The organism is Ruegeria sp. AU67 (assembly GCF_900312795.1).
Classification (GTDB): domain Bacteria; phylum Pseudomonadota; class Alphaproteobacteria; order Rhodobacterales; family Rhodobacteraceae; genus Ruegeria; species Ruegeria atlantica.
Genome location: NZ_OMPH01000028.1, coordinates 234,667 through 257,920 on the forward strand (window position 1 = coordinate 234,667; position 23,254 = coordinate 257,920).

Annotated in this window: 21 protein-coding genes; 6 read left to right on the plus strand and 15 right to left on the minus strand. The window is 58.4% G+C overall.

Going from position 1 to position 23,254, the window contains the following annotated elements; genetic code table 11:
* The first annotated feature begins 160 nt into the window (after nucleotides 1–160).
* The gene (locus tag DK510_RS16360; protein ID WP_109312978.1) at nucleotides 161–1,045 is read left to right on the plus strand and encodes a DMT family transporter; all 885 of its coding nucleotides are present in this window, start codon (nucleotides 161–163) and stop codon (nucleotides 1,043–1,045) included.
* Here DK510_RS16360 and uvrC read toward each other — a convergent pair.
* The 7 genes from uvrC to DK510_RS16395 all read right to left on the minus strand — a co-directional run bounded on the left by uvrC (nucleotide 1,042) and on the right by DK510_RS16395 (nucleotide 9,095).
* On the minus strand, nucleotides 1,042–2,916 hold the full coding sequence (uvrC, locus tag DK510_RS16365; RefSeq protein WP_109313015.1) for an excinuclease ABC subunit UvrC: 1,875 nt from the start codon (nucleotides 2,914–2,916) through the stop codon (nucleotides 1,042–1,044). The genes DK510_RS16360 and uvrC overlap by 4 nt on opposite strands.
* A gap of 290 nt (nucleotides 2,917–3,206) precedes the next feature.
* Complete coding sequence (locus DK510_RS16370) at nucleotides 3,207–3,986, minus strand: SDR family oxidoreductase (protein WP_109312979.1); 780 nt, start codon at nucleotides 3,984–3,986, stop codon at nucleotides 3,207–3,209.
* A gap of 21 nt (nucleotides 3,987–4,007) precedes the next feature.
* On the minus strand, nucleotides 4,008–4,970 hold the full coding sequence (locus tag DK510_RS16375; protein ID WP_109312980.1) for a calcium/sodium antiporter: 963 nt from the start codon (nucleotides 4,968–4,970) through the stop codon (nucleotides 4,008–4,010).
* Between the two features lie 168 nt (nucleotides 4,971–5,138).
* Nucleotides 5,139–5,936 carry a S49 family peptidase gene (locus DK510_RS16380; RefSeq protein ID WP_109312981.1) on the minus strand — a complete coding sequence of 266 codons (798 nt, stop codon included), beginning with the start codon at nucleotides 5,934–5,936 and terminating at the stop codon, nucleotides 5,139–5,141.
* A gap of 104 nt (nucleotides 5,937–6,040) precedes the next feature.
* Nucleotides 6,041–6,802, minus strand: coding sequence for an ABC transporter permease (locus DK510_RS16385; RefSeq protein WP_058273631.1), 762 nt, complete (start codon nucleotides 6,800–6,802; stop codon nucleotides 6,041–6,043).
* On the minus strand, nucleotides 6,799–7,728 hold the full coding sequence (locus tag DK510_RS16390) for an ABC transporter ATP-binding protein (RefSeq protein ID WP_109313016.1): 930 nt from the start codon (nucleotides 7,726–7,728) through the stop codon (nucleotides 6,799–6,801). Before DK510_RS16390 ends, DK510_RS16385 begins: the two co-directional genes overlap by 4 nt.
* Before the next feature lie 101 nt (nucleotides 7,729–7,829).
* A complete protein-coding gene (locus DK510_RS16395) occupies nucleotides 7,830–9,095 on the minus strand; it encodes a TAXI family TRAP transporter solute-binding subunit (RefSeq protein ID WP_160116552.1) in 1,266 nt (421 codons plus the stop codon).
* A 123-nt stretch (nucleotides 9,096–9,218) separates the two neighbouring features.
* Here DK510_RS16395 and DK510_RS16400 point away from each other — a divergent pair, with 123 nt between their 5' ends.
* A complete protein-coding gene (locus DK510_RS16400) occupies nucleotides 9,219–10,328 on the plus strand; it encodes a CaiB/BaiF CoA-transferase family protein (protein WP_109312983.1) in 1,110 nt (369 codons plus the stop codon).
* A gap of 47 nt (nucleotides 10,329–10,375) precedes the next feature.
* On the opposite strand, the gene hemE is transcribed toward DK510_RS16400, so the two are convergent.
* Nucleotides 10,376–11,419 carry a uroporphyrinogen decarboxylase gene (hemE, locus tag DK510_RS16405; RefSeq protein WP_109312984.1) on the minus strand — a complete coding sequence of 348 codons (1,044 nt, stop codon included), beginning with the start codon at nucleotides 11,417–11,419 and terminating at the stop codon, nucleotides 10,376–10,378.
* 108 nt (nucleotides 11,420–11,527) lie between these two features.
* Here hemE and hemC point away from each other — a divergent pair, with 108 nt between their 5' ends.
* The gene (gene hemC, locus DK510_RS16410) at nucleotides 11,528–12,487 is read left to right on the plus strand and encodes a hydroxymethylbilane synthase (protein WP_109312985.1); all 960 of its coding nucleotides are present in this window, start codon (nucleotides 11,528–11,530) and stop codon (nucleotides 12,485–12,487) included.
* Nucleotides 12,488–12,715: 228 nt separating this feature from the next.
* Here the strand turns inward: hemC and DK510_RS16415 are convergent, their stop codons facing one another.
* From DK510_RS16415 to DK510_RS16445, 7 genes are all read right to left on the minus strand, one after another.
* Entirely contained in the window at nucleotides 12,716–13,993 is a 1,278-nt protein-coding gene (locus tag DK510_RS16415) for an aspartate aminotransferase family protein (RefSeq protein ID WP_109312986.1), read from the minus strand.
* 1 nt (nucleotide 13,994) lies between these two features.
* Nucleotides 13,995–15,098: a mandelate racemase/muconate lactonizing enzyme family protein gene (locus DK510_RS16420; RefSeq protein ID WP_109312987.1), complete on the minus strand. Its 1,104-nt coding sequence runs from the start codon at nucleotides 15,096–15,098 to the stop codon at nucleotides 13,995–13,997.
* Nucleotides 15,095–16,201: a mandelate racemase/muconate lactonizing enzyme family protein gene (locus tag DK510_RS16425; RefSeq protein ID WP_109312988.1), complete on the minus strand. Its 1,107-nt coding sequence runs from the start codon at nucleotides 16,199–16,201 to the stop codon at nucleotides 15,095–15,097. The genes DK510_RS16420 and DK510_RS16425 overlap by 4 nt, the downstream gene beginning before the upstream one ends.
* Nucleotides 16,198–16,482 (minus strand): cupin domain-containing protein, encoded by a 285-nt coding sequence (locus DK510_RS16430; RefSeq protein WP_234999106.1) that lies wholly within the window; start codon nucleotides 16,480–16,482, stop codon nucleotides 16,198–16,200. Before DK510_RS16430 ends, DK510_RS16425 begins: the two co-directional genes overlap by 4 nt.
* 88 nt (nucleotides 16,483–16,570) lie before the next feature.
* Nucleotides 16,571–17,149, minus strand: coding sequence for a dimethylsulfonioproprionate lyase family protein (locus DK510_RS16435; protein ID WP_109312989.1), 579 nt, complete (start codon nucleotides 17,147–17,149; stop codon nucleotides 16,571–16,573).
* Complete coding sequence (locus tag DK510_RS16440) at nucleotides 17,146–18,228, minus strand: alcohol dehydrogenase family protein (protein WP_234999108.1); 1,083 nt, start codon at nucleotides 18,226–18,228, stop codon at nucleotides 17,146–17,148. Before DK510_RS16440 ends, DK510_RS16435 begins: the two co-directional genes overlap by 4 nt.
* Nucleotides 18,228–20,681 (minus strand): FAD-dependent oxidoreductase, encoded by a 2,454-nt coding sequence (locus DK510_RS16445; protein WP_109312990.1) that lies wholly within the window; start codon nucleotides 20,679–20,681, stop codon nucleotides 18,228–18,230. Before DK510_RS16445 ends, DK510_RS16440 begins: the two co-directional genes overlap by 1 nt.
* Nucleotides 20,682–20,748: 67 nt before the next feature.
* On the opposite strand from DK510_RS16445, the gene DK510_RS16450 reads away from it, so the two are divergent.
* From DK510_RS16450 to DK510_RS16460, 3 genes are all read left to right on the plus strand, one after another.
* Nucleotides 20,749–21,636 carry a MurR/RpiR family transcriptional regulator gene (locus tag DK510_RS16450; protein WP_109312991.1) on the plus strand — a complete coding sequence of 296 codons (888 nt, stop codon included), beginning with the start codon at nucleotides 20,749–20,751 and terminating at the stop codon, nucleotides 21,634–21,636.
* Complete coding sequence (locus DK510_RS16455) at nucleotides 21,633–22,721, plus strand: aromatic ring-hydroxylating dioxygenase subunit alpha (protein ID WP_109312992.1); 1,089 nt, start codon at nucleotides 21,633–21,635, stop codon at nucleotides 22,719–22,721. Before DK510_RS16450 ends, DK510_RS16455 begins: the two co-directional genes overlap by 4 nt.
* Before the next feature lie 120 nt (nucleotides 22,722–22,841).
* A complete protein-coding gene (locus DK510_RS16460; protein WP_058273646.1) occupies nucleotides 22,842–23,225 on the plus strand; it encodes a carboxymuconolactone decarboxylase family protein in 384 nt (127 codons plus the stop codon).
* The last annotated feature ends 29 nt before the right edge of the window (nucleotides 23,226–23,254 follow it).

Consider the following 23,254-nt stretch of genomic DNA (forward strand, 5'->3'; position numbering starts at 1 on the left):
CTGACCGGGGACAGGAAAGACGGGGTGGAAAAAAACTGTACCGATCACAGAGACTTGGTCAAAGCGCCGCAGTCCGGCGCGGCACCGGTTATTGGCCTTTGCCCCGGGTCGAATTGTCGTCAGAGTGCAGCCGACCAAGCCCAATGGCAAAGACGACCCGATGACCCCGAATATTGAGACCGATGCGCGCGCGAACCTGATCGGTAGCGCATGGATGATCGGCGCGATGGCATGTTTCGCACTGGAAGACGCGCTGCTGAAAGCAGCGGCGGTTGCCTTGCCCGTCTGGCAAATTCTTGTCCTGTTCGGATTGGGTGGCGCGCTCATCTTTGCCTGTGTCGCAATGGCACGTGGCACGCGGCTGCTGCAATCGGATGTGCTGTCGCCAGCAATGAAGATCCGCGCGGTGTTCGAAATCCTCGGGCGGCTGTTCTACGTTCTGGCCATCACATTGACGCCCTTGTCATCAGCAACCGTTATCCTGCAGGCCACCCCGCTTGTGGTCGTCGCCTGTGCCGCGCTTCTATTCGGAGAGACCGTTGGTTGGCGGCGGTGGAGCGCCATTCTCGTTGGCCTGATCGGCGTTGTCATCATCATCCAACCGACCGGAGACAGTTTCACCATCTTGTCTCTGTTGGCCGTGCTGGGGATGTTGGGGTTTGCTGGCCGTGATCTGGCCAGCCGAGTCGCACCCGCCAGCCTTGGAACCGAAGTTTTAGGGTTCTACGGCTTTGTCAGCGTGATTGTCGCCGGGTTTGCCTACAGCTTTTGGGAACAGGCCCCCATCGCGTCTGTGCCGTTGCTCACAAGCCTGCATATCGTCGGAGCCGTGGGCCTGGGCGCAATCGCATACACATCCCTGATGAAGGCCATGCGAACCGGAGAGGTGTCCGCCGTCACGCCCTTCCGCTATTCCCGCCTGCTGTTTGGTGTTGCCTTGGGCGTGATCTTTTTCGGCGAGGATCTGGACCGGACAATGTGGATCGGTAGTGGTCTGATCGTGGCCTCCGGCCTCTACATCCTGTGGCGCGGGCGCAAGGCCTAGCCCTTGTCGTGGAAGAAATCATAAACCTTCTGCGCCAACCCGGCTGAGATCCCCTCGACCGCTTTCAAATCCGCCAGATTGGCCCGGCTAACAGCCTTGGCACTGCCGAAATGCGCCAGTAATGCCCGTTTGCGCGCAGCACCAACTCCGGGGATTTCGTCCAACGGCGTCGCGCCAACCGCTTTGGCCCGTTTGGCACGGTGAGTGCCGATTGCAAACCGGTGCGCCTCGTCCCGCAGACGTTGAATAAAATACAGCACCGGGTCATTGCGTTTTAAGGCAAAGGGGCGCTGGCCGGTACGATGGAACTCTTCCTTGCCGTGATCGCGATCAACGCCCTTTGCAACACCGACCATAGGAATATCTTCGACCCCATGTTCAACCATGATTTCGCGCACAGCACTCACCTGCCCCGCGCCGCCGTCGATCAGTAACAGGTCGGGCCACAACCCCTTGTCACGATCCGGATCCTCTTTTTGCAGGCGAGTAAAGCGGCGGGTCAGAACCTCTTTCATCATGCCGAAATCGTCACCAGGGGTCAGATCGTCGCCGCGAATATTGAACTTTCGATAGGCATTTTTCATGTACCCTTCTGGGCCTGCCACGATCATCCCACCAACAGCGTTGGTGCCCTGGATATGAGAGTTATCGTAAACCTCAATCCGGTTCGGTGGGCTGTCCAGATCAAACGCTTCGGCCACGCCACGCAACAGCTTGGCCTGCGTGGCACTTTCCGACATCCGACGGGCCAGAGATTCCCGCGCGTTGCGCAAGGCCCCTGCAATCAGTTCCTGTTTCTCACCGCGCTGAGGCACTAGGATTTCGACCTTGCGCCCTGCCTTCTCGCTCAGCGCCTCGTGCATTAGATCGGCATTTTCGACGGCGTCCGACAGGATCAGTTGCCGGGGCGGTTCCTTGTTGTCGTAGAACTGGCCAAGAAACGCCTCCATCACCTCTGCTGCGGACACATCCGCACCGACACGAGGATAGAAATCCTTGTTCCCCCAGTTCTGATTGGCGCGGATAAAGAACACCTGAACACAAGCTTGCCCACTGTCCATATAGAGGCCGATCACATCCGCCTCGGCTACGCCGCGCGGATTGATACCTTGGGACGTCTGCACCTGCGTCAGCGCGCGAATGCGATCACGCAGTCCGGCTGCACGCTCGAACTCCATCGCCTCGGACGCGGCCATCATCTGTTCGGCCAGCTCTTCTTGCACTTTGGTCGACCGCCCCGACAGGAACCGCTCGGCATCTTTGACGCTTTCGCCGTATTCATCTTCCGAGATCAGGCCAACGCATGGTCCCGAGCACCGCTTGATCTGATAAAGCAGACAGGGCCGCGTGCGGCCGTCAAACATGGAATCCGAGCAATTGCGCAACAGAAACGCCTTTTGCAGCTGGTTCAACGTTCGATTGACCGCGCCAGCACTGGCGAAGGGGCCAAAATAGGTCCCCTTCTCTTTCTTCGCGCCACGGTGTTTTTTGATCTGCGGAAAGGCATGGTCCTTGGCGACCAGAATATTGGGAAAACTCTTATCATCCCGCAGCAGCACGTTGTACTTGGGCTTGAGCTGCTTGATCAGGTTCTGCTCAAGCAGCAGCGCCTCGGTCTCGGTCCGCGTGGTCAGGAACATCATCGAGGCTGTCGCCGCGATCATCCGCTCAATCCGCCCCGAATGTCCCGGCCGCGCATAGTTCGACACCCGCGCTTTGAGGTTGCGCGCCTTGCCGACGTACAGCACCCGGCTGTCCGCATCTAACATCCGATACACACCGGGTGAGCTGTCCAGCGTCTTCACATACCGCAAAATGCAGGCATAGCCGGTCAATTGAGTGTCAGGGGTCGAGTCGCTGTCTGTTGTCATTTTCTTGAGATATGATTCTCTGACCATGGCTGCAATCTTGTGGCCTCCAGATCAAGAGAAAACAAATCCACGGTTTCTGTGGATAAGTGTGAAGATAAGTTTCTGAGCGTGGCGAATTTCCCTTGATTCATTAAGGAATCCTTGATTTGCACAAAAAATAAGCAAATATTTAACTCATTGTTTTTATTGTATATAATTTCATTCACAAGGCAAGTGTATGAAAAAAAAGACATTTTTGTAACGCGAAGGTAACAGAACCGAGAGCGGTGCAAAACTTGCAGCAGTTTTACTTATTCAAGCCCCAGAACATCCGGTGTTTTCCACCCCAGATGCTGACCTCCGTCGACGCACAATAGTTGACCTGTGACCGCATGCGCATCCAGGAAATAACCCAATGCCGCGGTGATATCGGATGGGTTTGACCCGCGCTCCAGAACCGTGTTCGCGCGCTGCGCATTGAAGTGTTCTTGGCTTTGCCGATGACCTTGCATCGTTGGACCAGGCCCGATCGCGTTAACCCGGATCGCTGGCGAAAGCGCCTGCGCCGAGGTGCGCGTCAAGGCCCACAGACCCATCTTGGCAATCGTATAGGTCATGAACTCTGGCGTGAGCTTGCGCACCCGCATATCCACCATGTTCACGATCAGCCCGGTGGCAACAGGCTCACCCGCCTCGTCCGTGCCCGGCTTCAGCCCCTGCGCGGCCATGGCCTGCGTCAGAACGAATGGCGCACGCAGGTTGCTGTCGAGATGCCGGTCCCAGCTTTGCCGCGTGGCGGATTGAAGGTTGTCGTATTCAAAGATCGATGCGTTGTTCACCAGACAGGTGATTGGTCCGCCCAGCGCCTCTGCCGCACGGGGCAGCAAGGTCAGGACCTGCGCCTCATCCAGCAGATCGGCGTGCAAGGCGACCGCCTTGCGCCCAAGCGCCTGCACCTCGGCTACGGTTTCGGCGGCAGGTTGTTCAGACGTCGCATAGTGCACGGCGACGTCATACCCCCGTTTTGCCAGATACAGGGCCATTGCCCGACCAAGACGAATACCTGCACCGGTCACCAACGCTCGGGCCATGGATTTCCCCCTATCTTCAGGTCACGCCAATAGCGAGACGATGTAGACGGCATACAGCAGCGTCAACACTAGACCCCAGCCGCGTGTGATATCTTGTTTCAAGAACACGAACGGGATCAACAGAAGCGATGCGCCCAGCATAACCCACAGATCGAAACGCAGGAATTCCGGGTCCACCGGGATACGTCCAAACAAAGTGGCGATACCGACGATGGCCAAAAGGTTGAACATGTTCGACCCGATCACGTTGCCCAAGGCGACATCCGCTTGCCTCCGTAGAGCCGCCATCACAGTCGTTGCCAGTTCCGGCAGGGATGTCCCAACTGCGATCAGGGTCAGACCGATAATCGTTTCGCTGACGCCATATGTGCGGGCAATGATCGTGGCATTGTCGACCAATAGATGCGCACCCATCGGCAGGCCGATCAGGCCCAGGACCAGATAGATCGATAGTTTCCAATAGGGCATGTCCGGATCGGCCTCTTCCAGACCTTCCAGCTCATCCTCTCCCGCGAAGGCTTCACCGCAGGCTTTGCGATGCGCGCGCGCATCGCGGAACGCGTTAAGCAGGACCAATCCCAAAGCAGCCAGCAAGATCGCACCACTGGCAATGTTGAACACGCCGCAAAATGCCAGGCCGATGAACAGCACCGTGGCCAGCAGCATGAAAACATAGTTTCTTCTGGTGTTGCATTCGCTGGTGTGCAGCGTGGCAAGCAAGGCTGGCAAACCCAGAACTAGCAAGATGTTTGCCGTGTTCGACCCGACCACGTTACCTAGCGCAATCCCCGGCGCGTTTTCCTTGATCGCGCTGATCGCGATTAACAGCTCGGGGGCCGAGGTGCCAAAGGCCACAATGGTCAGGCTGACGATCAGGGCTGGTACACCCAGGCGCAGGCTCAGGTTCACTGCGCCGCGGACCAGAGCATCACCTGCGAGAAGCAAGATCAGCAAGCCGAGGCCGGATAACAGCCATGCCGTCATGTACGGCCTCCTTTTTCGCAGGAGCAAGGCCCCTTACCTATACTGAACCGTCCACAGCGCGGGCATCTTGCAGATTGCAACTTCTTCTGCCCCGGAAAGCGCAGCTTGCCGAACATCGCCAAGACACCCATGGCAATCAGGAAAAGGGTGACAATCTTGACAATCACGTCACAAACCAAAGCGCGCGTAAGCCGCCCGCTCCTCAATTCCGGTTATGGCGTCTTGCGCAAGTGTGGCACCGAACCGCGACCAGAACGGTTTGCGCAGGCCATAGCGGCGGAACTTCACCTTGTCGCCGAACCGCTCCTGCATTTTCGGCCTCAGGTGCGCAACGCCGTCAATCAGGCCCAGTTCCTGCGCACGTCTGGCAAGCCAGACCTCGCCCGTGAACAGATCCGCACTTTGATCCAGCTTGTCACCGCGACGGGCTTTGACATGGTCAATGAAGTTCGCGTGGATATCACCCAGCAAGCCTTGCAGCCGCGCGACATCTTCTTCTTTCTCCGGCGAAAACGGGTCGAGCATTGATTTTGATTTGCCCGCCGTATGTACGCGCCGCTCGATGCCTTGCCGCGCCAGAAGGACATGCGCGCCAAACCCAGCCGAAATCACACCGATCGACCCCAGGACCGAGCTGTCATCCGCCCAGATTTCGTCGGCGGCAGCGGCCAGCCAGTAGCCGCCAGACGCTGCAACGTCTTCGACGAAGGCGATAACGGGGATCTCAAGCTCTTCCGACAGCCGCCGGATTCGCGACCCGATCAGAGAGCTTTGTACCGGCGATCCACCGGGCGAGTTGATCTCAAGCGCCACGGCCGCAGGTTTACCCTTGCGAAACGCCTTTTCCAAAACGGGGGCCAGCGCGGTGTCGTTCAACGATCCACGCCCCGCCATTCCGATGGCGCCGGACAGGCGAACCACGGCCACGAGGGGCTGCTTTTTGATAAATGGCAGGCTGAGCTTCATGGGTGCCGATGTAGAGTGCGGCTGGGCCCTAAACAAGGGACCCTTCGGGCCTTAGACGTGACGTGAACCAAATTCACACACATGGCGGGCAAAAATGCAACGCCCTAGCTGCGAATGCGCCAACCGGTTTTGAAGATCCAGCCGATCACAGCCAGACAAGTCCCCGTGAAGACCAGAATCGCCAACAGGCTGAATCCGATCGGGACATCGGCCAACCCGTAAAACGACCAGCGGAACCCGGAAATCAGGTAAACAACCGGGTTGAACAGGGTGATCGTCTGCCACACCGGCGGCAGCATCGAGATCGAATAGAACGTGCCGCCCAGAAAGATCAGTGGCGTGACAACCAGTTGGGGCACCAAAGATATCTGCTCAAAGTTGCTGGCCCATATCCCAACGATAAAGCCCAACAGCGAAAAACTGAGGCAGGACAGGATCAGGAACGCTGCCATCGCAAAGGGATGCTCGATGCGTATGTCCACGAAGAATGTGGCTGTCACAAGGATTACCAGCCCGACAAATAGCGACTTGGTAGCGGCGGCTCCGACGTAACCTATCACGATCTCTATAAAATTTACTGGCGCCGACAACAGCTCGTAGATCGTACCGAGGAATTTCGGGAAGTAGATCCCGAAAGACGCGTTCGAGATTGCCAGCATCACAACGGACAACATGATAAGCCCCGGCACGATAAACGCGCCATAAGATACACCCTCGACCTCTTGGATGCGGCTGCCGATCGCAGTGCCGAAGACCACAAAATACAATGAGGTCGACAGGACCGGCGACAGAAAGCTCTGTGCCAGAGTGCGGAAGAACCGGGCCATTTCGAACCGGTAGATTGCAGCGATAGCAGACCAGTTCATGCGGGTTCTCCGGATACCAGGTTCACGAAAATCTCTTCCAGGCTCGACTGCCGGGTCTGCACGTCGCGCAGAACAAGCCCCGCCTGCGCCACATCGTTCAGCAACGTGGTGATCCCAGTGCGGTCCGCGTGGGTGTCATAGGTATAGACCAGTGCGTCTCCATTTCCGTTCAACGTCAGGTTATGCACAGCCAGACTGTCGGGAATGGCCTGGATAGGATCGGCCAGCATAACCTCGATCTGCTTCTTGCCCATCTGGGCCATCAGGGTGTTCTTATCCTGGACCAGCCGCAGCTCACCCTTGTCGATCACACCTACCCTGTCGGCAATGGCTTCGGCCTCTTCGATGTAATGTGTCGTCAGGATGATGGTTACCCCGGCCTTTTTCAGCTCGGCCACGATCTCCCACATGTCCTTGCGCAGTTCGACATCCACGCCGGCGGTCGGCTCATCCAGGAACAGCACGCGCGGCTCATGTGCCAGGGCCTTGGCAATCAGCACGCGGCGCTTCATGCCACCGGACAGTTCCTTGATCGCGTTTTTACGCTTGTCCCACAAAGACAGCTTGCGCAGGATCTCTTCGATCCGGGCATTGTCGCTGCCATATCCGAACAGGCCGCGAGAGAACCGGACCGTGTTCCAAACTTTCTCAAACGGCTCAAGCGCGATTTCCTGCGGCACCAGCCCGATCATCCGGCGCGCGGCACGAAATTCGGTCTGGATGTCATGCCCACCTACGGCAACGGTGCCCGAAGTCGGAGTGGTTATGCCACACACGGTGGAAATCAGCGTTGTCTTGCCAGCCCCATTTGGGCCCAGCAACGCCAAAATTTCGCCCTGCTCGATATCCAAGGACACCCCTTTGAGCGCCTCGAATCCGTCGGCATAGGACTTACGCAAATCCCTAATGGACAGAATAGTTGTCATGCACATTCCCTGTTCTGGCGGGGACACTACCCCGATGGCCCGTCACAGAACAGGTCAATTCCGCACATTGTTCTGCGCTTTTTTGTGGGCGCGCGGCTGGATCAGGTCTGACTATGCTGCTGCAATTCGGCCACCCGTTTTTGTACAAGTTCGACATGCAACCGCGCATCGTACAGTCCTTGCCGATAGGCCGCGGGCAGCCGCAACGTTGCGAGGCGTTCATCTAAGGCGTTCAGATGCGCCTGCATCTCGCGCAGCTCGTTGACACCAGGATTGTTGGCCAGTTCCTCCTCAATTTCCCGGATTTCTGGGTAGTGCTGCCAAACCCGCCACCGCATCGCGTAGGCATAGGCCATAGGCACAAGCCGGATCAGAGGCACGACAATGAAAAAGAACGGCAGCAACAGCAAAAGAACCCGGTTAATCTGTGCTGCGATCCAATAGGGCAGCCAATTATGCCATGTCGAAGGACCATCAACAATTAGCTGCCGGGCCGTATTGTTGATCGTCATCCCTGCACCTTCGAGGTTGGGGAATGCCCCCGGATCGGCGATAATTCCGCGGGCACTGTGCAATTCAATCGCCGCCATCGTCAGACGGTTGATCAGCGCAGGGTGCAAATCCGGTCGCACGACCAGACGGGCTTCGATCGCTATCAACTCTACCGGTTGCGGCGGAAGAACTGGGTCCAACGACATTCCTCCCGCCGGAACTGTCACCACTGTCGCGTATTCCAACCGCCGCGAGATCGCCTGAACATGATCCAGCGCCAGTACGCGAAGCCCCGGCTCTGCATATGCGGCCTTCAGATAGGGAGCTTCGATGGGGGCAACATAGACGGCGATATCCAAATCTCCGTCCAACAAAGCCGCCGCGGCTTTTGCATAGGGGATCGAGAAATGTGTGTTATCCCCCTCATTCAAGCCGACCGCCTCTTCGAAATCCCGAAAAGCCGCGGCCGTACCTGAGCCTAGTGCGCCGCTGTTGATCCTTAAACCGGTCCACAAGGCGGGGTTCTTTGGGATTGTTGCGCCTTCGTTGACCAAAAAGATGATGGGTTCAAAAAACGCTGCCCCGACGGCCTCAGCCTTTTTCGGATCAACCCGGATACCGCCTTGTAGAAACGCAGCGTCGACATCGCCCGCACTAAGCAGTTCAGCATTTTCGACCGAACCAGCGGTATCCAGTATTTCCAGTTGAATATCATCGCGTGCCAGAATTGCGGCGTAGTCCCGCGCAACGGTTTCATAAGCACCGCCTTCTGGGCCCGCCGCCAACATCATATTGCCAGGGGGATGCAGCCGCGAAAACACGCCTACCAACACCGCCAGCGCAACGACGCTACCAAAAAGGAACCACAACCGCATCCGAGCCTCGCTCTCCATCCCGCTTGGAACGCTAAGGATCGCGTGACCATCTGGCAAGTCAGCAGAATCCGGGCTTGCAATCCCCGGGTATCCCCGAAAACCTGCGCAGAAAGGAGAGGGCTCATGCTCAGCGGAATACGGATCATTGAAGTTGAAGGCTTGGGGCCGGGTCCTTTCGCCGCCATGCTGCTGGCCGATCTGGGGGCGGACGTCATCACGATCCACCGCAAGGGCCAGCCTGCCGTACCGGGTATGCCCGAGCAATCCGTCCTGGACCGCGGCAAACGCTCGATTGATCTGAATTTGAAGGATACCGCCGATCTGGACATCGCAAGACGCCTGATCGCCTCGGCCGACGCGCTGATCGAAGGGTTTCGCCCCGGCGTGATGGAAAAATTGGGGCTGGGTCCCGACACGTTCAACGCGTCGAACCCCAAACTGGTCTATGGTCGCATGACCGGATGGGGTCAGAACAGCCCGTTGTCCGAAACGGCCGGACACGATCTGAACTACATCTCATTGTCCGGGGCATTGTGGTATGCATCAGCAGCGGGCCAGCCCCCGCAGACCCCGGCGACCCTGGTCGGGGATATTGGCGGCGGTGCCATGTATCTAGTTGCCGGTATTCTTGCCGGGCTTCTCAACGCGCAGCGGTCCGGACAGGGCACCGTGGTTGATGCCGCCATTTATGACGGATCGGCCCACATGATGAACCTGTTGATGAGTATGCGCCAAACCGGAAACCTGTCTGAGACGCGCGGTCAAAGCCTGCTGGATGGCCCGCATTGGAGCCGCACTTACGCGTGCCTGGACGGGGGCTTCATGTCCGTCCAGTGTCTTGAGCCCAAGTTCTACGCCGAATTCCTGCAAAAACTGGGACTCACCAACGATACCGAATTCAAAAACCAATATGTTCCGGCACTTTGGCCCAAACTCACGCAACGGCTCACCGACTTATTCGCCAGCAAACCCCGCGCCCACTGGGCCGATATATTCCAAGGTTCCGACGCCTGCGTCGCGCCCGTACTCGACCCGGTCGAGGCGCAAGCCCATCCCATGAACGCCGCGCGCCATACCTGGATCGACCATGACGGAGCGCTGCAGGCTGCGGCCGCGCCCCGCTTTTCGACCGAGACATGGCAGCCCAAAACCAGCCCACGCCGAGGCGAACACAGGCAGGATATTCTGGATCAGCTGTCCACCAACGCGTCTCCTGACCCTTCACCTCGCTAAAATTTTCCCTGGGTGAGTTGGCCGAAATCCAAGAGGGGCTGGCCCCTCTACGCGTCCCGCCACGACCGCACCGTGTCGATCATCAGTTGAACGTTTTCAGGATCGGCATCTGGCGTGATCCCGTGGCCCAGATTAAAGATATGCGGTCCTTTCGAGAACGCCTCGACAATCTGACGCGTCTCATCCACCAGCGCCTGTCCGCCGGTCACCATGTGTGACGAGGCCAGATTGCCCTGAACGCAGCCATCCACCTGCACATGCTCGACCGCCCAATCCGGCGACACCGAATTGTCCAGCGCAACGCAATCCACACCGGTGGTTTTGGCAAAACCTATGTAACCATCACCTGCCTCGCGCGGGAAACCGATCACCGGGATGCCCGGATGGCGCTGCTTGATGGCCTGCGTGATCACACGGCAAGGCTCGACCGCATATTTTTGAAAGGCATCGCCTTTCAGCGACCCGGCCCAGCTGTCGAAAATCTTCACCACCTCGGTCCCGGCCTCGATTTGGGCCGAGAGATATTCGATGGTGGCCAGCGTGATCCGCTCCAGTAGCGCTTCGAACAGGGCGGTGTTTTCCTCGCGCAGCGCATGAGCCGGTCCCTGATCCGGCGTGCCGCGACCGGCGATCATGTAGGTCGCAACCGTCCATGGCGCGCCTGCGAACCCGATAAGGGTGGTCTCGGATGGCAATTCTCGCGAAAGGATTCGGACAGTTTCGTACACCGGCGACAGGGTTTCATGGATATCCGATACCGGTTTCAGCGCATCGAAATCGGATTGCTGGGTGATCGTCGACAACCGCGGCCCCTCACCTGTGACAAACCACAGATCCGCACCCAGAGCTTGCGGCACCAACAGAATGTCAGCAAACAGAATAGCCGCGTCAAAGCCATAGCGGCGGATTGGCTGTAACGTCACCTCGGCCGCCAACTCGGGGTTATAACACAAAGACAAAAAGTCCCCGGCCTGCGCCCGGGTTGCGCGGTACTCCGGCAAATAACGCCCCGCCTGCCGCATCATCCAGATCGGTGGCACGTCCTGTACTTCGCCAGCCAGCGCCCGCAGCAGTTTCTTTGTCTTGGCCATCTTTGTCCCCACTCGTCTGGTTTGCGGCAAACGGGTCTGCCTTCGGCGTCAATTTGTCAAGGTCTGCCCCCATTGTCAGGGCAATGTGACGCGACTAAAGCTGTGCATATGACACTGACCCTGCCAACCCCCGCATCACCGCTCAAAATCGGCACTCGTGGCTCACCGCTGGCGCTGGCGCAAGCTTATGAAACCCGTGAGCGACTGGGCAAAGCCTTTGACCTGCCCGAAGACGCGTTTGAGATTGTGGTGATCAAGACCACTGGCGACAACCGCGCGATGATTGATGCGGACCGCCCGCTGAAAGAGATTGGCAACAAGGGCCTGTTCACCAAGGAAATCGAAGAGGCGATGCTGCGCGGAGATATCGACATCGCGGTGCATTCAACCAAGGACATGCCGGTTGAACAGCCAAAAGGTCTGATCCTGGACACGTTTCTGCCGCGCGAAGATGTGCGCGACGCCTTTATCTCACCCAGCCTGAGCTCGATCCGTGACCTCGCGCAGGGTGCAGTTGTGGGCACCTCATCGCTGCGGCGGCGGGCACAATTGTTGAACCGTCGCCCGGACCTGAACGTGGTCGAGTTTCGGGGCAATGTTCAAACGCGCCTTAAGAAGCTGGCAGATGGTGTGGCCGATTGCACGTTTCTGGCCATGGCCGGCATCCGGCGCCTGAATATGGAGGAGGTTCCCGCAACCGCCATCGCCGCCGAAGATATGCTGCCCGCCATTGCCCAAGGCACGATCGGCATCGAACGCCGTGGCGATGATTCCCGTGCGGCCGAAATGCTCGAGGCCGTCCACCATGCTGAGACCGCGCAGCGATTGGCTGCAGAACGCGCATTACTGGCTGCTTTGGACGGCTCTTGCGAAACGCCGATCGCGGGTTTGGCAGAAATAAAAGGTGATCAACTACGCCTGCGCGGTGAGGTTTTGCGCCCCGATGGATCCGAATCCATATCCGAGGACACCTCAGGGTCGATCGCAGATGGCCCGGAAATAGGTCGCGCCATGGCAGAATCATTGCTGAAACAGGCAGGCCCGGGCTTTTTTGATTGGAAAAAATAAAAAAGTTTATGAAAGTGAACTACTTCACTGAGGCAGTGCCGTCGATGGCGCATAAAGTATTCATACCGGTTGTGAAGTCGGGTCGGTCTCGAAATAGTCGAAAGTTTTTTTAGTCCGTTCTCTTTTAAGTGGTATTCGAGGGGGCGAGACCAGACCCTGAAATCCAACCAGTTAGGGCCGCTGTCAGTAATGACAGCGGCCCGCTTAATTTTATGGCCTTTTTGACCCTCAGGCTGCGCTGATCGCCTGAACCGCTTTCTCAACGGCCATCCGCGTCTGATCCAGATCTGCTTGGGTCACAGCCAGAGACGGATAGAGTTTGCCGGGGGCTTTAAAAATCCCATGTGCGCGCAGCGAATCGTTGTAGACGGCGTTACGTCGGGGGTCTTCATGTTTGGCGCTGCGGTAGTCCCGACAGTCCGTATCGGTGAAATAGATGTCGAACAGCGTTTCGTCCCCGCAGATCTGATGCGGGATGCCAGCCCCGGTCAGCGCATCCATCTGCATCTGCTGAAGCTCGGCGCCGATTTCACGCAGATGGTCATACATGCCGTCGCGACGCAAAACCTCCATTGTCTTCAACCCGGCAGCCGAAGCGACGGGGTTACCCGACAGCGTGCCCAACTGCATCAGCCAGCCTTCCTCGCCAACTTTCGCTTTGTCGAAATGCTGCATGATCTCGGCGCTTGCGCCCAGCGCGGCCAAAGGGAAGCCGCCGCCGATGATTTTGCCCAAGGTGCAGATATCGGGCGTTACGCCATATTTCTCTTGCGCACCGCCATAGGCCAAACGGAATCCAGTGACGATTTCATCGAAAATCAACAGGACATTGTGTTTGTCGCAGAGATCGCGCAATCCCTGAAGGTATCCGGGTGCCGGAGGGACAATTCGTTGTAACGGCTCAACCATGATCGCGGCAACGTCATCATGCTCGGCCAGCAGGTTGGCAACGGCTTCCAGATCATTGAAAGGCGCGATCAGCATCTGCTCGGCCACGCTGTCCGGAATGCCCGCGCTGTCCGGGACCGCCTTTGGGAAGTTGACGTGGCGGCTGGGGGCCAGACTCATCTGTGCCTCGGCGCTCATCCCGTGATAGCCGCCTTCGAATTTCAGGATCTTGCTACGGCCAGTATAGGCACGGGCCAGACGAATGGCGTACATATCAGCCTCCCCCCCCGCAGCGACAAAGCGGACCTGCTCGCAACACGGCACCGCGTCAACGATGGCCTCGGCCAGTTCGATGCCCCGGGCGTTGTTGGCAAAGAAAGTCATACCCTTGGGCAGCTGTTCCAGCACGGCTTCTATGACTTCGGCGTGACCATGGCCCAGCAACATCGGGCCCGAACCGATCAGGTAGTCCACATATTCATTGCCGTCTTCATCCCAGACATGGCTGCCCTCGCCGCGCGCGATGATGATTCCGGGATCGAAATTACCAAACCCACCGGCGGGCAGTGCCTCATTCGCGCGGGCGATCCATTCGGATTGGGTGTTGATTTTCAGCATCTCAAACGATCTCCAAAATTGGCGGACCAAGAACCTCTGGGTCTGGCACAACACCTAACCCCGGTCCGTCGGGCGGGGCAATCCGGCCGTTTTCACGGTTTGGTGCGTCGGGACAAATGCGGGGTGACACATAAGATGACAGGTCGCACGTGTTCATCAGTGACCCGTGCGGGGTCGAGGCCGCAAAATGCAGCGAAGCGGCGGTGACTATATCCGAGCCCCAGGTACATTCGGCACAGATTTCGGCCCCGAAATGCACAGTCAGATCACGCGCCCGGCGCATGGCCGACAACCCGCCAAACTTAGACAGTTTCAAAGCGACGGCATCCATGCAGCCCAACTCATGCGCGCGCCGCAGCGACGCCAAATCATGGGCGTTCTCATCGATTTTCATTGGCAATCCAGTGGCCTGCCGAACCGCCGCACAGTCCTCAAGTGTTTTGCAGGGCTGTTCTAGCATCACATCCAAGTGGGCCACCGCCCTGCCCGTTCGCGTAGCTTGCAGGCGTGACGCACCGCAGTTCCAGTCGCCATAAACCAGAGGCCCCAGTCCCACGGCCTCACGCACTTTGGTCAATCGCTCGGCATCGGCCTGCCAGTCGCCTTCGACCCCCAGCTTGACCTGAAACTGGCGAATGCCGGTCTGGTAAGCCGTCTTAGCGATCCGCGCCATATCATCCGGCGCGACGCAGGTGATCGAGTGGTACAGCGGCATGTCCTTCCGCGTCCGCCCACCCAACAGCGCATAGACCGGCTGGCCCGTTGCATGCCCGAACAAATCCCAAAGCGCGATGTCGGCGAGAGACTTGGCATAGAGATGCCCCTGCAGGAACCCGTCCAGCTTTCTCATCGGCGCATCTACCCCGAAAGGGGACATGCCCAGAATCTCGCGGCCCATCTCTGTTACTGCGCCCGGCACTCCGCCCGCAAACGCTGGCAGGTAATGCGGGATCGGGCAGACCTCGCCCCAACCCCTCAGGCCTGTATCTGTCTCAAGGCACAGGATATGAGAGGTCACGGTCGCGCAGGTCTTACCCTCAGCCATGTGATAGGTCTCATGACTCGTCAGATCGACGGCCCAGAGCGTTATCCTGATGATCCTCAATGATAAACCCCGACGGGATCGCCCAACGCATCTTCGTCAGGGTGCACACCAAGTCCCGGCGTTTTCGGCAAATGCAGGTGGCCGTCGATATTCCGGGGGCCTCGCCCACCAGCGACATCGACGGTGATCATGTCCTGACACGCCCAGACGGCGTGACAATTTTCATCCGGAATTGTCGCAGCCAGATGCAGCGCCTCGGTATCGGCCAGAACCGAACCGCCGGTGGCCATCACGAACATGTCGATTCTATGCGCTAACGCGATGTCCCGCATCCGTGCCGCCTTGGTCAGGCCACCGACACGGTTCAGCTTTATTCCGAACACTTCAGCCAACCCTTCGCGGGCAATGCGGGCGGCGTCTTGCAGGGTCACAAGACTTTCATCCACCGAAACGGGTGAGGCATGGCGGCCCGCGATCGCGGCGATATCGTCCAGCGACTCGCAGGGCTGTTCAAACATCACGTTCAAATCCTCACAGGCGCTCATCACCCGCAGGGCTTGCTGCCGGGTCCAGCCACGGTTGACGTCATAAAGGACGATCTCGCCGGGGCGTCGGATGCTTTCCACGTCACGGACGCGGGCAATGTCGCGTTCTACATCCCCACCGATTTTAACCGAATGCGCAACGTAGCCGCGGCTGCGATAGCGTTCCATCACTTCGCGCGTTTCTTCGACGGTCTTCGCACCGACAGACGAGGCAATCGGGCGCGGTGTGCGTGATCCGCCGCCCATCAGATCGGCAATTGGCAGACCAGCGGCCTGACCCGCAATATCCCAGCAAGCCATATCTATGGGGCTTTTGGCATAAAGATGGCCGGGCAGAGCGATATCCATCGCCCGTTCGACGTCCAGCACCCGTCGCGGATCAAGGCCAAGAATGAATGGCGCCATCGTCTCAATCCCGGCGCGAACACCCGGCCCGTGTGCCGGGACATATGTGTGGCCCCACGGAGTACCCTCGCCCCAGCCGATTAGACCCGTATCGGTTTCGATTTTGACCAACGTTGCATCCAGCACGTCGAACTTCAGCCGGCCACTGGATAACCAGTAGGGATGCTCAAGTGGTAGGTCGACATGGTAGACCGAGAGACGGGTGATTTTCATTTTAGTTCCATTTCAACAAAGGTCATCGGCGCGTCCCCGGCATTGATCAAGTTGTGTTCGACACCCTCGTCGCGACGATAAGTTACTCCCGCAGCAACCGTTACTTCATTGACCGAACCATCGGGCAGTTCCAGCCGCATATGGCAATCGGTTACGGCGGTGATGACGTAGTCCATTTCGTGACGATGCCATCCCGTTTCGGCCCCCGGTGCAAAGTCAAATTGCGTCACACGCACGCGGGCGTCATCAATCATCTGAGTGGCTACGGCTTGCGGTCTCATAGACGGAACTCCTCAATCGGAATACTGGGCCATTTCGCAACAAATGCCCGCCCACATTGGGATGAACAGACATGTACGGGAATGATTTTCATGCCGCATCCATTTGTGGCAAGTCGTTCAATCCTTGTCCTCGCCAAAGAACGAAAGCCAGAATTGGCTCGTCGGTTGTTGTCATTGCGTGGCTTTGCCAGCTTCGGTGATGTCGTGTCTGGTTGGGGCCGACATAAGTCTCGTCTTCTTCGACGCGAAACATCGCCCCGCCGCCTACAATCAGATAGAGTTCTTCGGCCTGATGGCTGTGCCAATCATAATCCAGACCCGCCCCCCAGTAAGCGACGTAGCCGCGCATTTGGGTCGAGTGGAAATGTCCGGTTGGGCCGAACAGCTCATAATAGCCATAGCGGTTAAGAAAATCGGCACCGACCTCTTCCTCAGTATAGGTGTGTTTCCACTGCGCCAGATGTGCGGTTGCCCTGATCGCGTCTGAAAGGGATCGCGTTACATCCCCGGTCCGGAAACCGGTCCGCTGAATCAGTTCAACGGCAGGGATTTGGTTTGGCTCCTGATCCGTTGGCGTCAGGTCATCAGGCCAAGCTCCGAATTCTGAAAGCTCAGGATGTGATTGATGCAGCTGTCGGGCAGCTTCGAGAACGTCGCCCATCGTCATGGGATCACCACGATGTTGCCGGTGTGCTGCTTGGCAATGAACGCGGCTTGTGCCTCGCGCAACTCTTCCAGGGGATAGGTCGCGGCCAGGGCGGGCTTGATCTCACCGGCCTCGATATACTGAACGATGTTACGCATCACCTGGGGGTCAATCACAGTAGAGCCGGTGAAGGTCAGATCACGCAGGTAGAACGTGCGCAGATCGAATTCGACCATGGGCCCGGCAATCGCGCCCGAGCAGGTGTACCGCCCGCCGCGCTCCAGAACGTCGATCAGGTTTGGCCAGTAGGGACCACCAACCACATCGGCCACAACGGTGACCTTTTCATCGCCAAGCGCCGCGCGCAGATTTTCCGGGGCACGAGACAAGATTTTGTCGGCACCCAGTTCGGCAACGTCTGCGTGTTTTGCGTCCGACGCCATCGCGATCACCCGTGCACCCCGGCGTTTGGCCAGTTGCACCAAGGCACCGCCAACTCCGCCCGAGGCTCCGGGCACCAGAACGGTGTCAGTGTCAGTTACATTTGAGCGGGTCAGCATGCCTTCGGCGGTCGAATAGGAACACGAGAACGTGGCCAGTTCGGCATCCGACAGGTCGGACCGGATCGGCACCGCGTTAACCGCCAGGGTCGTGGCGTATTCGGCGAATCCACCGTCCCGTTCCGAGCCGAAATAACCCGTTTTGTCCTTATTGCCCGGATCAGACGGGTCGCGCAGCCAGCCATCGGTGATGACACGTTCGCCGATCAGCCTGGGATCAACTCCTTCGCCTACGGCCACGATGTGACCGCAGATGTCAGCGCCCTGAATGCGAGGGAAGGTGATAGGATTGCCGCCCCAAGTGGGATCCTCTTCGCCAACCTCTTCGAACGCTCCACCAGTGGTCGCGTCTGTCACCGTTTTGGAATACCAGCCCGATCGTGTGTTCACATCGGTGTTGTTCAGGCCGCAGGCCGCAACCTTGATCAGCACCTCTCCGGCGGCGGGTTCAGGGCACGGCCAGTCCTCATGCAATACCATTTTCTCCAAACCGCCGTGGCCCATTGTGACCATGGCTTTCATTTTATCAGGCAGGCTCATCAGGCGGTCTCCAATACAGCGTCGGTGCGTGGCAGCAGGCTTTCGGGATCATAGGCTGGTTCGCCCAGGACACGGGCTGCGCGCGGTTTGCCATGAACTACAACTTGCAGCTCGGTCCCGGCAGTGGCCGCCTCAGGTTTGATGTAGGCAAAGGCGAGGATTTTGCCCACGGTATGGCCATAAGCCACCGAGGCGGTCGAGCCCACGACTTTGCCGTTCAACATGACCGCTTCACCGCCATGCCCGTCAATCTCACCATCCGGCTCGATCTCGACGTAAGCGCAGACCCACGGCAGATCAGCATTCAGGGTCTTGTCCTTGCCCAGATACTCTTTGTCGGTGCGGGCAAAGCGCAGCACATCGGCTTCGGCCAAAGTAACTTCGTTGGTCAGCTCACCTGCGCCTTTGAAACCCTTCTCCATCCGCATCACGTTCATGGCAAAGCTGCCATAGTCGGTGATGCCGTACGGCTCACCCGCTACCCAAAGCGCGTTGTAGACGTCGAGGCAGGCGGCGTTAGGCATGTGCAGTTCCCAGCCCAACTCACCAGCGTAGGACATGCGGAAGGCCCAGATCTTATGGCCTGCGATGTTGAATTCCTGCGCGGACAGCCAGCGGAACCCGGCATTTGTTAAATCAGCACCGGTGCAACGCGCCAGCACATCCCGTGACCGAGGGCCATTCAGCGACAGGGCTGACCAGTCAGAGGATAGAGCGGTGATCTGCACGTCCTCATCCGCGCGCTGCTGCGCCAGATGATCCAGCAGGCGCTGTTCAAAGAAAGCCGCACAGACCAGATAGAAGCGGTCTTCGGCCATGCGGACGATTGTTGTCTCCAACTCGATCCGACCACGGCGGTTCAGCATATGAGTCAGCGTGATTGAGCCGACCTTTTGCGGCATCCGGTTGGCGGTCAGCCGGTCCAGCAGGGTATGGGCGTCCGGCCCTGAGACTTCGACCTTGGTGAAGGCGGTCACGTCCATGATGCCCACGCGTTCGCGCACAGCTTTGACCTCAGCCGCGACCATGTCATCCGCAGGGGTCCGGCGGAAGGAGTAGTGATCACGCTGCTCGACCTCATCCCGCGCGAACCAGCGGGGGCGTTCGAAGCCATAAACCTCTTCATGCACCGCCCCTTTGGAATTCAGCAACTCGTACAGCGGCGACGGTTTGATCAGCCGCCCCTCCAAACGGTTGAAATGGGGAAAGGGAATTTCGTGGCGCAGGCAGTAGTCTTCCTCGGCCTTGATCACTTGCCAATCCTTGGTGGCATAGTTGCCGAAGCGGCGCGGGTCGAAGTCACGCATCGAGATATCGGCGGCCCCATGCACCATCCAGCGTGCCAACTCGCGGGTCAGACCCGGCCCCCAGCCAATACCAATTTGGGTCCCACAGCAGCACCAGTAATTCCGAACGCCCGGCGCAGGCCCAATCAGCGGGTTGCCATCGGGCGGGTGCGAGATCGCACCGTGCACGTCGCGCTGAATTCCTAGATCCGCAAAAAGCGGCATGCGGTTCAGGCTTTCTTCAAGCCACGGCATCACCCGGTCGTAATCCGCGTCGAACAACCAGTTCTCATATTCCCATGGGCAATGGTCATGCCAGACCGAGTTCGGGTTCTCTTTCTCGTAAATCCCGATCAGGCCGCGCTGCTGCTCCATCCGGATATAGCCCGAGACATTGCGATCATCGCGGATCACCGGCAGTTCCTTGTCCAGGTTCTGAAACTCCGGCACCGGCTCGGTCACGAAGTAATGGTGCGTCATCGAAGTCATAGGCAATTGCAGCCCGGACCATTCGCCCATCTGACGTGCATAGGTGCCGCCAGCGTTCACCACATGCTCGCACATGATGGTGCCCTGTTCTGTCTCAACCACCCATTCGCCATTCGCGGCCTGCGTGATGTTGGTGGCGCGGCAATTGCGGAAAATGCGCACGCCCTTCTGACGCGCCCCGGTTGCCATCGCCATGGTGACGTTGGTCGGGTCCACATGCCCGTCATCAGGCGTGTGCAGTGCACCCAGAACGCCTTCGAGATTGTAGAACGGGTGCAGTTCGCCCACCTTTTCAGGTCCGACCAGTTCAATGTTGAACCCCAGCGACCGGCCTACAGACAGCGTGTGACGCAGCCAGTCCATCTCGTCCTCGGTATAGGCCAGACGGAAAGACCCGCACCCATGCCATGTCACCGGCTGGCCGGTCTCAGCCTCCAGCAGGCCGGAATACAAACCGATGTTGTAGTCGACGCATTTGCCCAACCCAAAACTGGATGTCGAATGCGTGATCTGCCCAGCGGCGTGCCAAGTGCTGCCACTGGTCAGCTCAGCCTTTTCAAGCAGGACGGTGTCGTCGCCCCAGCCTTCGTGCGCCAGATGATAGGCCAGACCGACCCCCATGACGCCGCCACCGACAATCACCACGCGGGAATGGGACGGCAGATTCTTCTCGGACATGATTTTTCCTCTCCCGAGTCGCGTTTCTGCTCGACAGGCTAATTCCACAAATGTACCATCGTCAATCATGAATGACACAAATGTATCACCAACTGTTCTGGAACGCTTGTCCGAAGAATGGGACGCCCTGACGCCCGAGGCGCAGAAGGCCGCGCGCTACGTGCTGGAAAACCCAACGGACGTTGGGGTTTCAACCGTGCGCGAGATTGCCGAGGCCGCCAGAGTAAAACCGAACACCTTCGTGCGGATGGCCCAGCAGGTGGGGTTCGAAGGCTACGAAGATTTCCGCGCCCCGTTTCGGGATGCGATCCGGCAGGGACGTGTGTCATTTCCGGACCGCGCCCGCTGGTTGCAGGACATCGGCAAGTCAGGCGAACTGGGCGGCCTCTATGCCGATATGATCGGCGCCGCGATCCGCAATATCGAAGAAACCTTTGCCGGGATCGACGCCGCAAAGCTGAAGGCCGCGGCCGAGGAAATCTGGAATTGTCGCCAGATTTTCACACTGGGCGTTGGCGTTAACAATTCTAACGCGCGAAATTTCACCTATCTGGCCTCAACCGGCATGAAGCAGTTTCACGCCATCCCGCGCCCCGGCTCGACCCCAGTCGACGATCTGGCTTGGGCGGATGAGCAAGACGTACTGATCGCGATCACCTGCCACCCTTACCGCACCGAAGTCATCGACGCGATCAAACTGGCGCGGCAACAGGGAATGACCGTCATTGGCATTTCCGACAGCCCGGCCAGCCCGGTGATCCTGAACGCACAGCACGGTTTTGTCGTTGCCGCCGACACACCACAGTTCTTTCCGTCCTCGGTTTCGACCATCGCCTTGCTAGAAACGCTGCTGTCCTTTGTGATCGCCGTGTCCAGCGATGAGATCGTCGAGCGGGTGGAACGATTTCACCAACGTCGTCACCAGCTTGGCCTCTACACGGAGGAACCCGAATGAACGCACCTCTGACGCATTCACTGGACGCGCAGTATTATACCGACCCCGCGATTTTCGCGCAGGAGATGCAGGGGCTTCTGTCCCGAACGTGGCAATTCGCCGGGCATGTGGCGCAGGTTCGGGTATCGGGCGATTACTTTGCTTTTGAAATCGCTGGGCAAAACCTGTTCTGCATTCGGGGCCGAGACGGCGAAATTCGAACGTTCTATAACGTGTGCCAGCATCGCGCACATGAGATGGTAACAGGCGCTGGCAACACCCGCGTCGTGGTCTGCCCCTATCACGCGTGGACTTATGAGCTGTCAGGCCAATTACGCGCCGGACCCAATATCAAATCCGTTCCGGGCTTTGACCGCAGCGCCATCTGCCTGATTTCGGTTCGGACCGAGGTGTTCAGCGGATTCATCTTCGTCAACCTCGACGACAACGCCGCCCCTATGGACGACTGGTATCCCGGCGTGCGCGAAGAAATCCGCGCCTTTGTCCCTCATGTCGACGATCTGGAACCGCTGGAATGGGTCGAAATCCCGGAAAACTGCAATTGGAAGGTCAGTATTGAGAATTACTCGGAGTGCTATCATTGCCCGACCAACCACCCGACTTTTGCCGAGGGTGTGGTCAAGCCCGAGACCTATGACATCCAACCCGATGCAGACGGCGGTTACGTGCTGCGCCATACGACCGAATGCCAAAGCCTCGACAAGATGACCTACCCGGTCGACCTGTCGGTGCCACATGCGGGCGACTACCAGTCATGGTTCCTGTGGCCGATGTTCTCGTTCCAATGCTATCCCGGCAATGTGCTGAACACCTATCACTGGCGCGCCATTGATGCCGATCACTGCACCGTCTGGCGCGGCTGGTACACCGAAGGTGGATCCGAAAGCGCGGTGATCCGACAACTGGCCGTGCAGGACCGAGAGACCACAGTCGAGGAAGACATCCATCTGGTTGAAAGCGTCCATCGCGGCCTGAAATCCCGCGGGTATCGCCCCGGTCCGCTCGTGCTGGACCCCAGTTGTGGGGTGATGTCGGAACACTCAATTGCCCGGTTGCAACAATGGATGCGCGAGGCGGTGGAGTAATCTGTGCGCGCCCAAAAGTGACCTGCAGGATCGGATCGAACGGGTACAGTTCAAAACGAACCCACATTATGATCGCATTTATGAACACCGCGCAAAGCGATGAAGAACCGGAGACCATAGATGGCTGATATTTTCGACGAAGACCTGTTCCTGAAAGGCCTGGAGCAGCGCAAGAACACGCTTGGTGCGGAATATGTGGAAAAGAACCTGGCGGCGGCCGATGACTTTACCCGCCCGTTTCAAGAGGCCATGACAGCTTGGTGCTGGGGGTTTGGCTGGGGCGATGACGTGATCGATGCCAAAACGCGATCGATGATGAACCTGTCCATGATCGGCGCGTTGGGCAAAATGCATGAATGGGAAATTCACTGCAAAGGCGCGATCAACAACGGAGTCTCGCCCGAGGAAATCCGAGCCATCATCCACGTGATTGGCATCTACTGTGGCGTCCCGCAAGCGCTGGAGTGTTTCCGCGTTGCCCGCAAGGTACTGGGCCACACCTGACCCAGTGACCGCCTTATCCTACAAAAAAG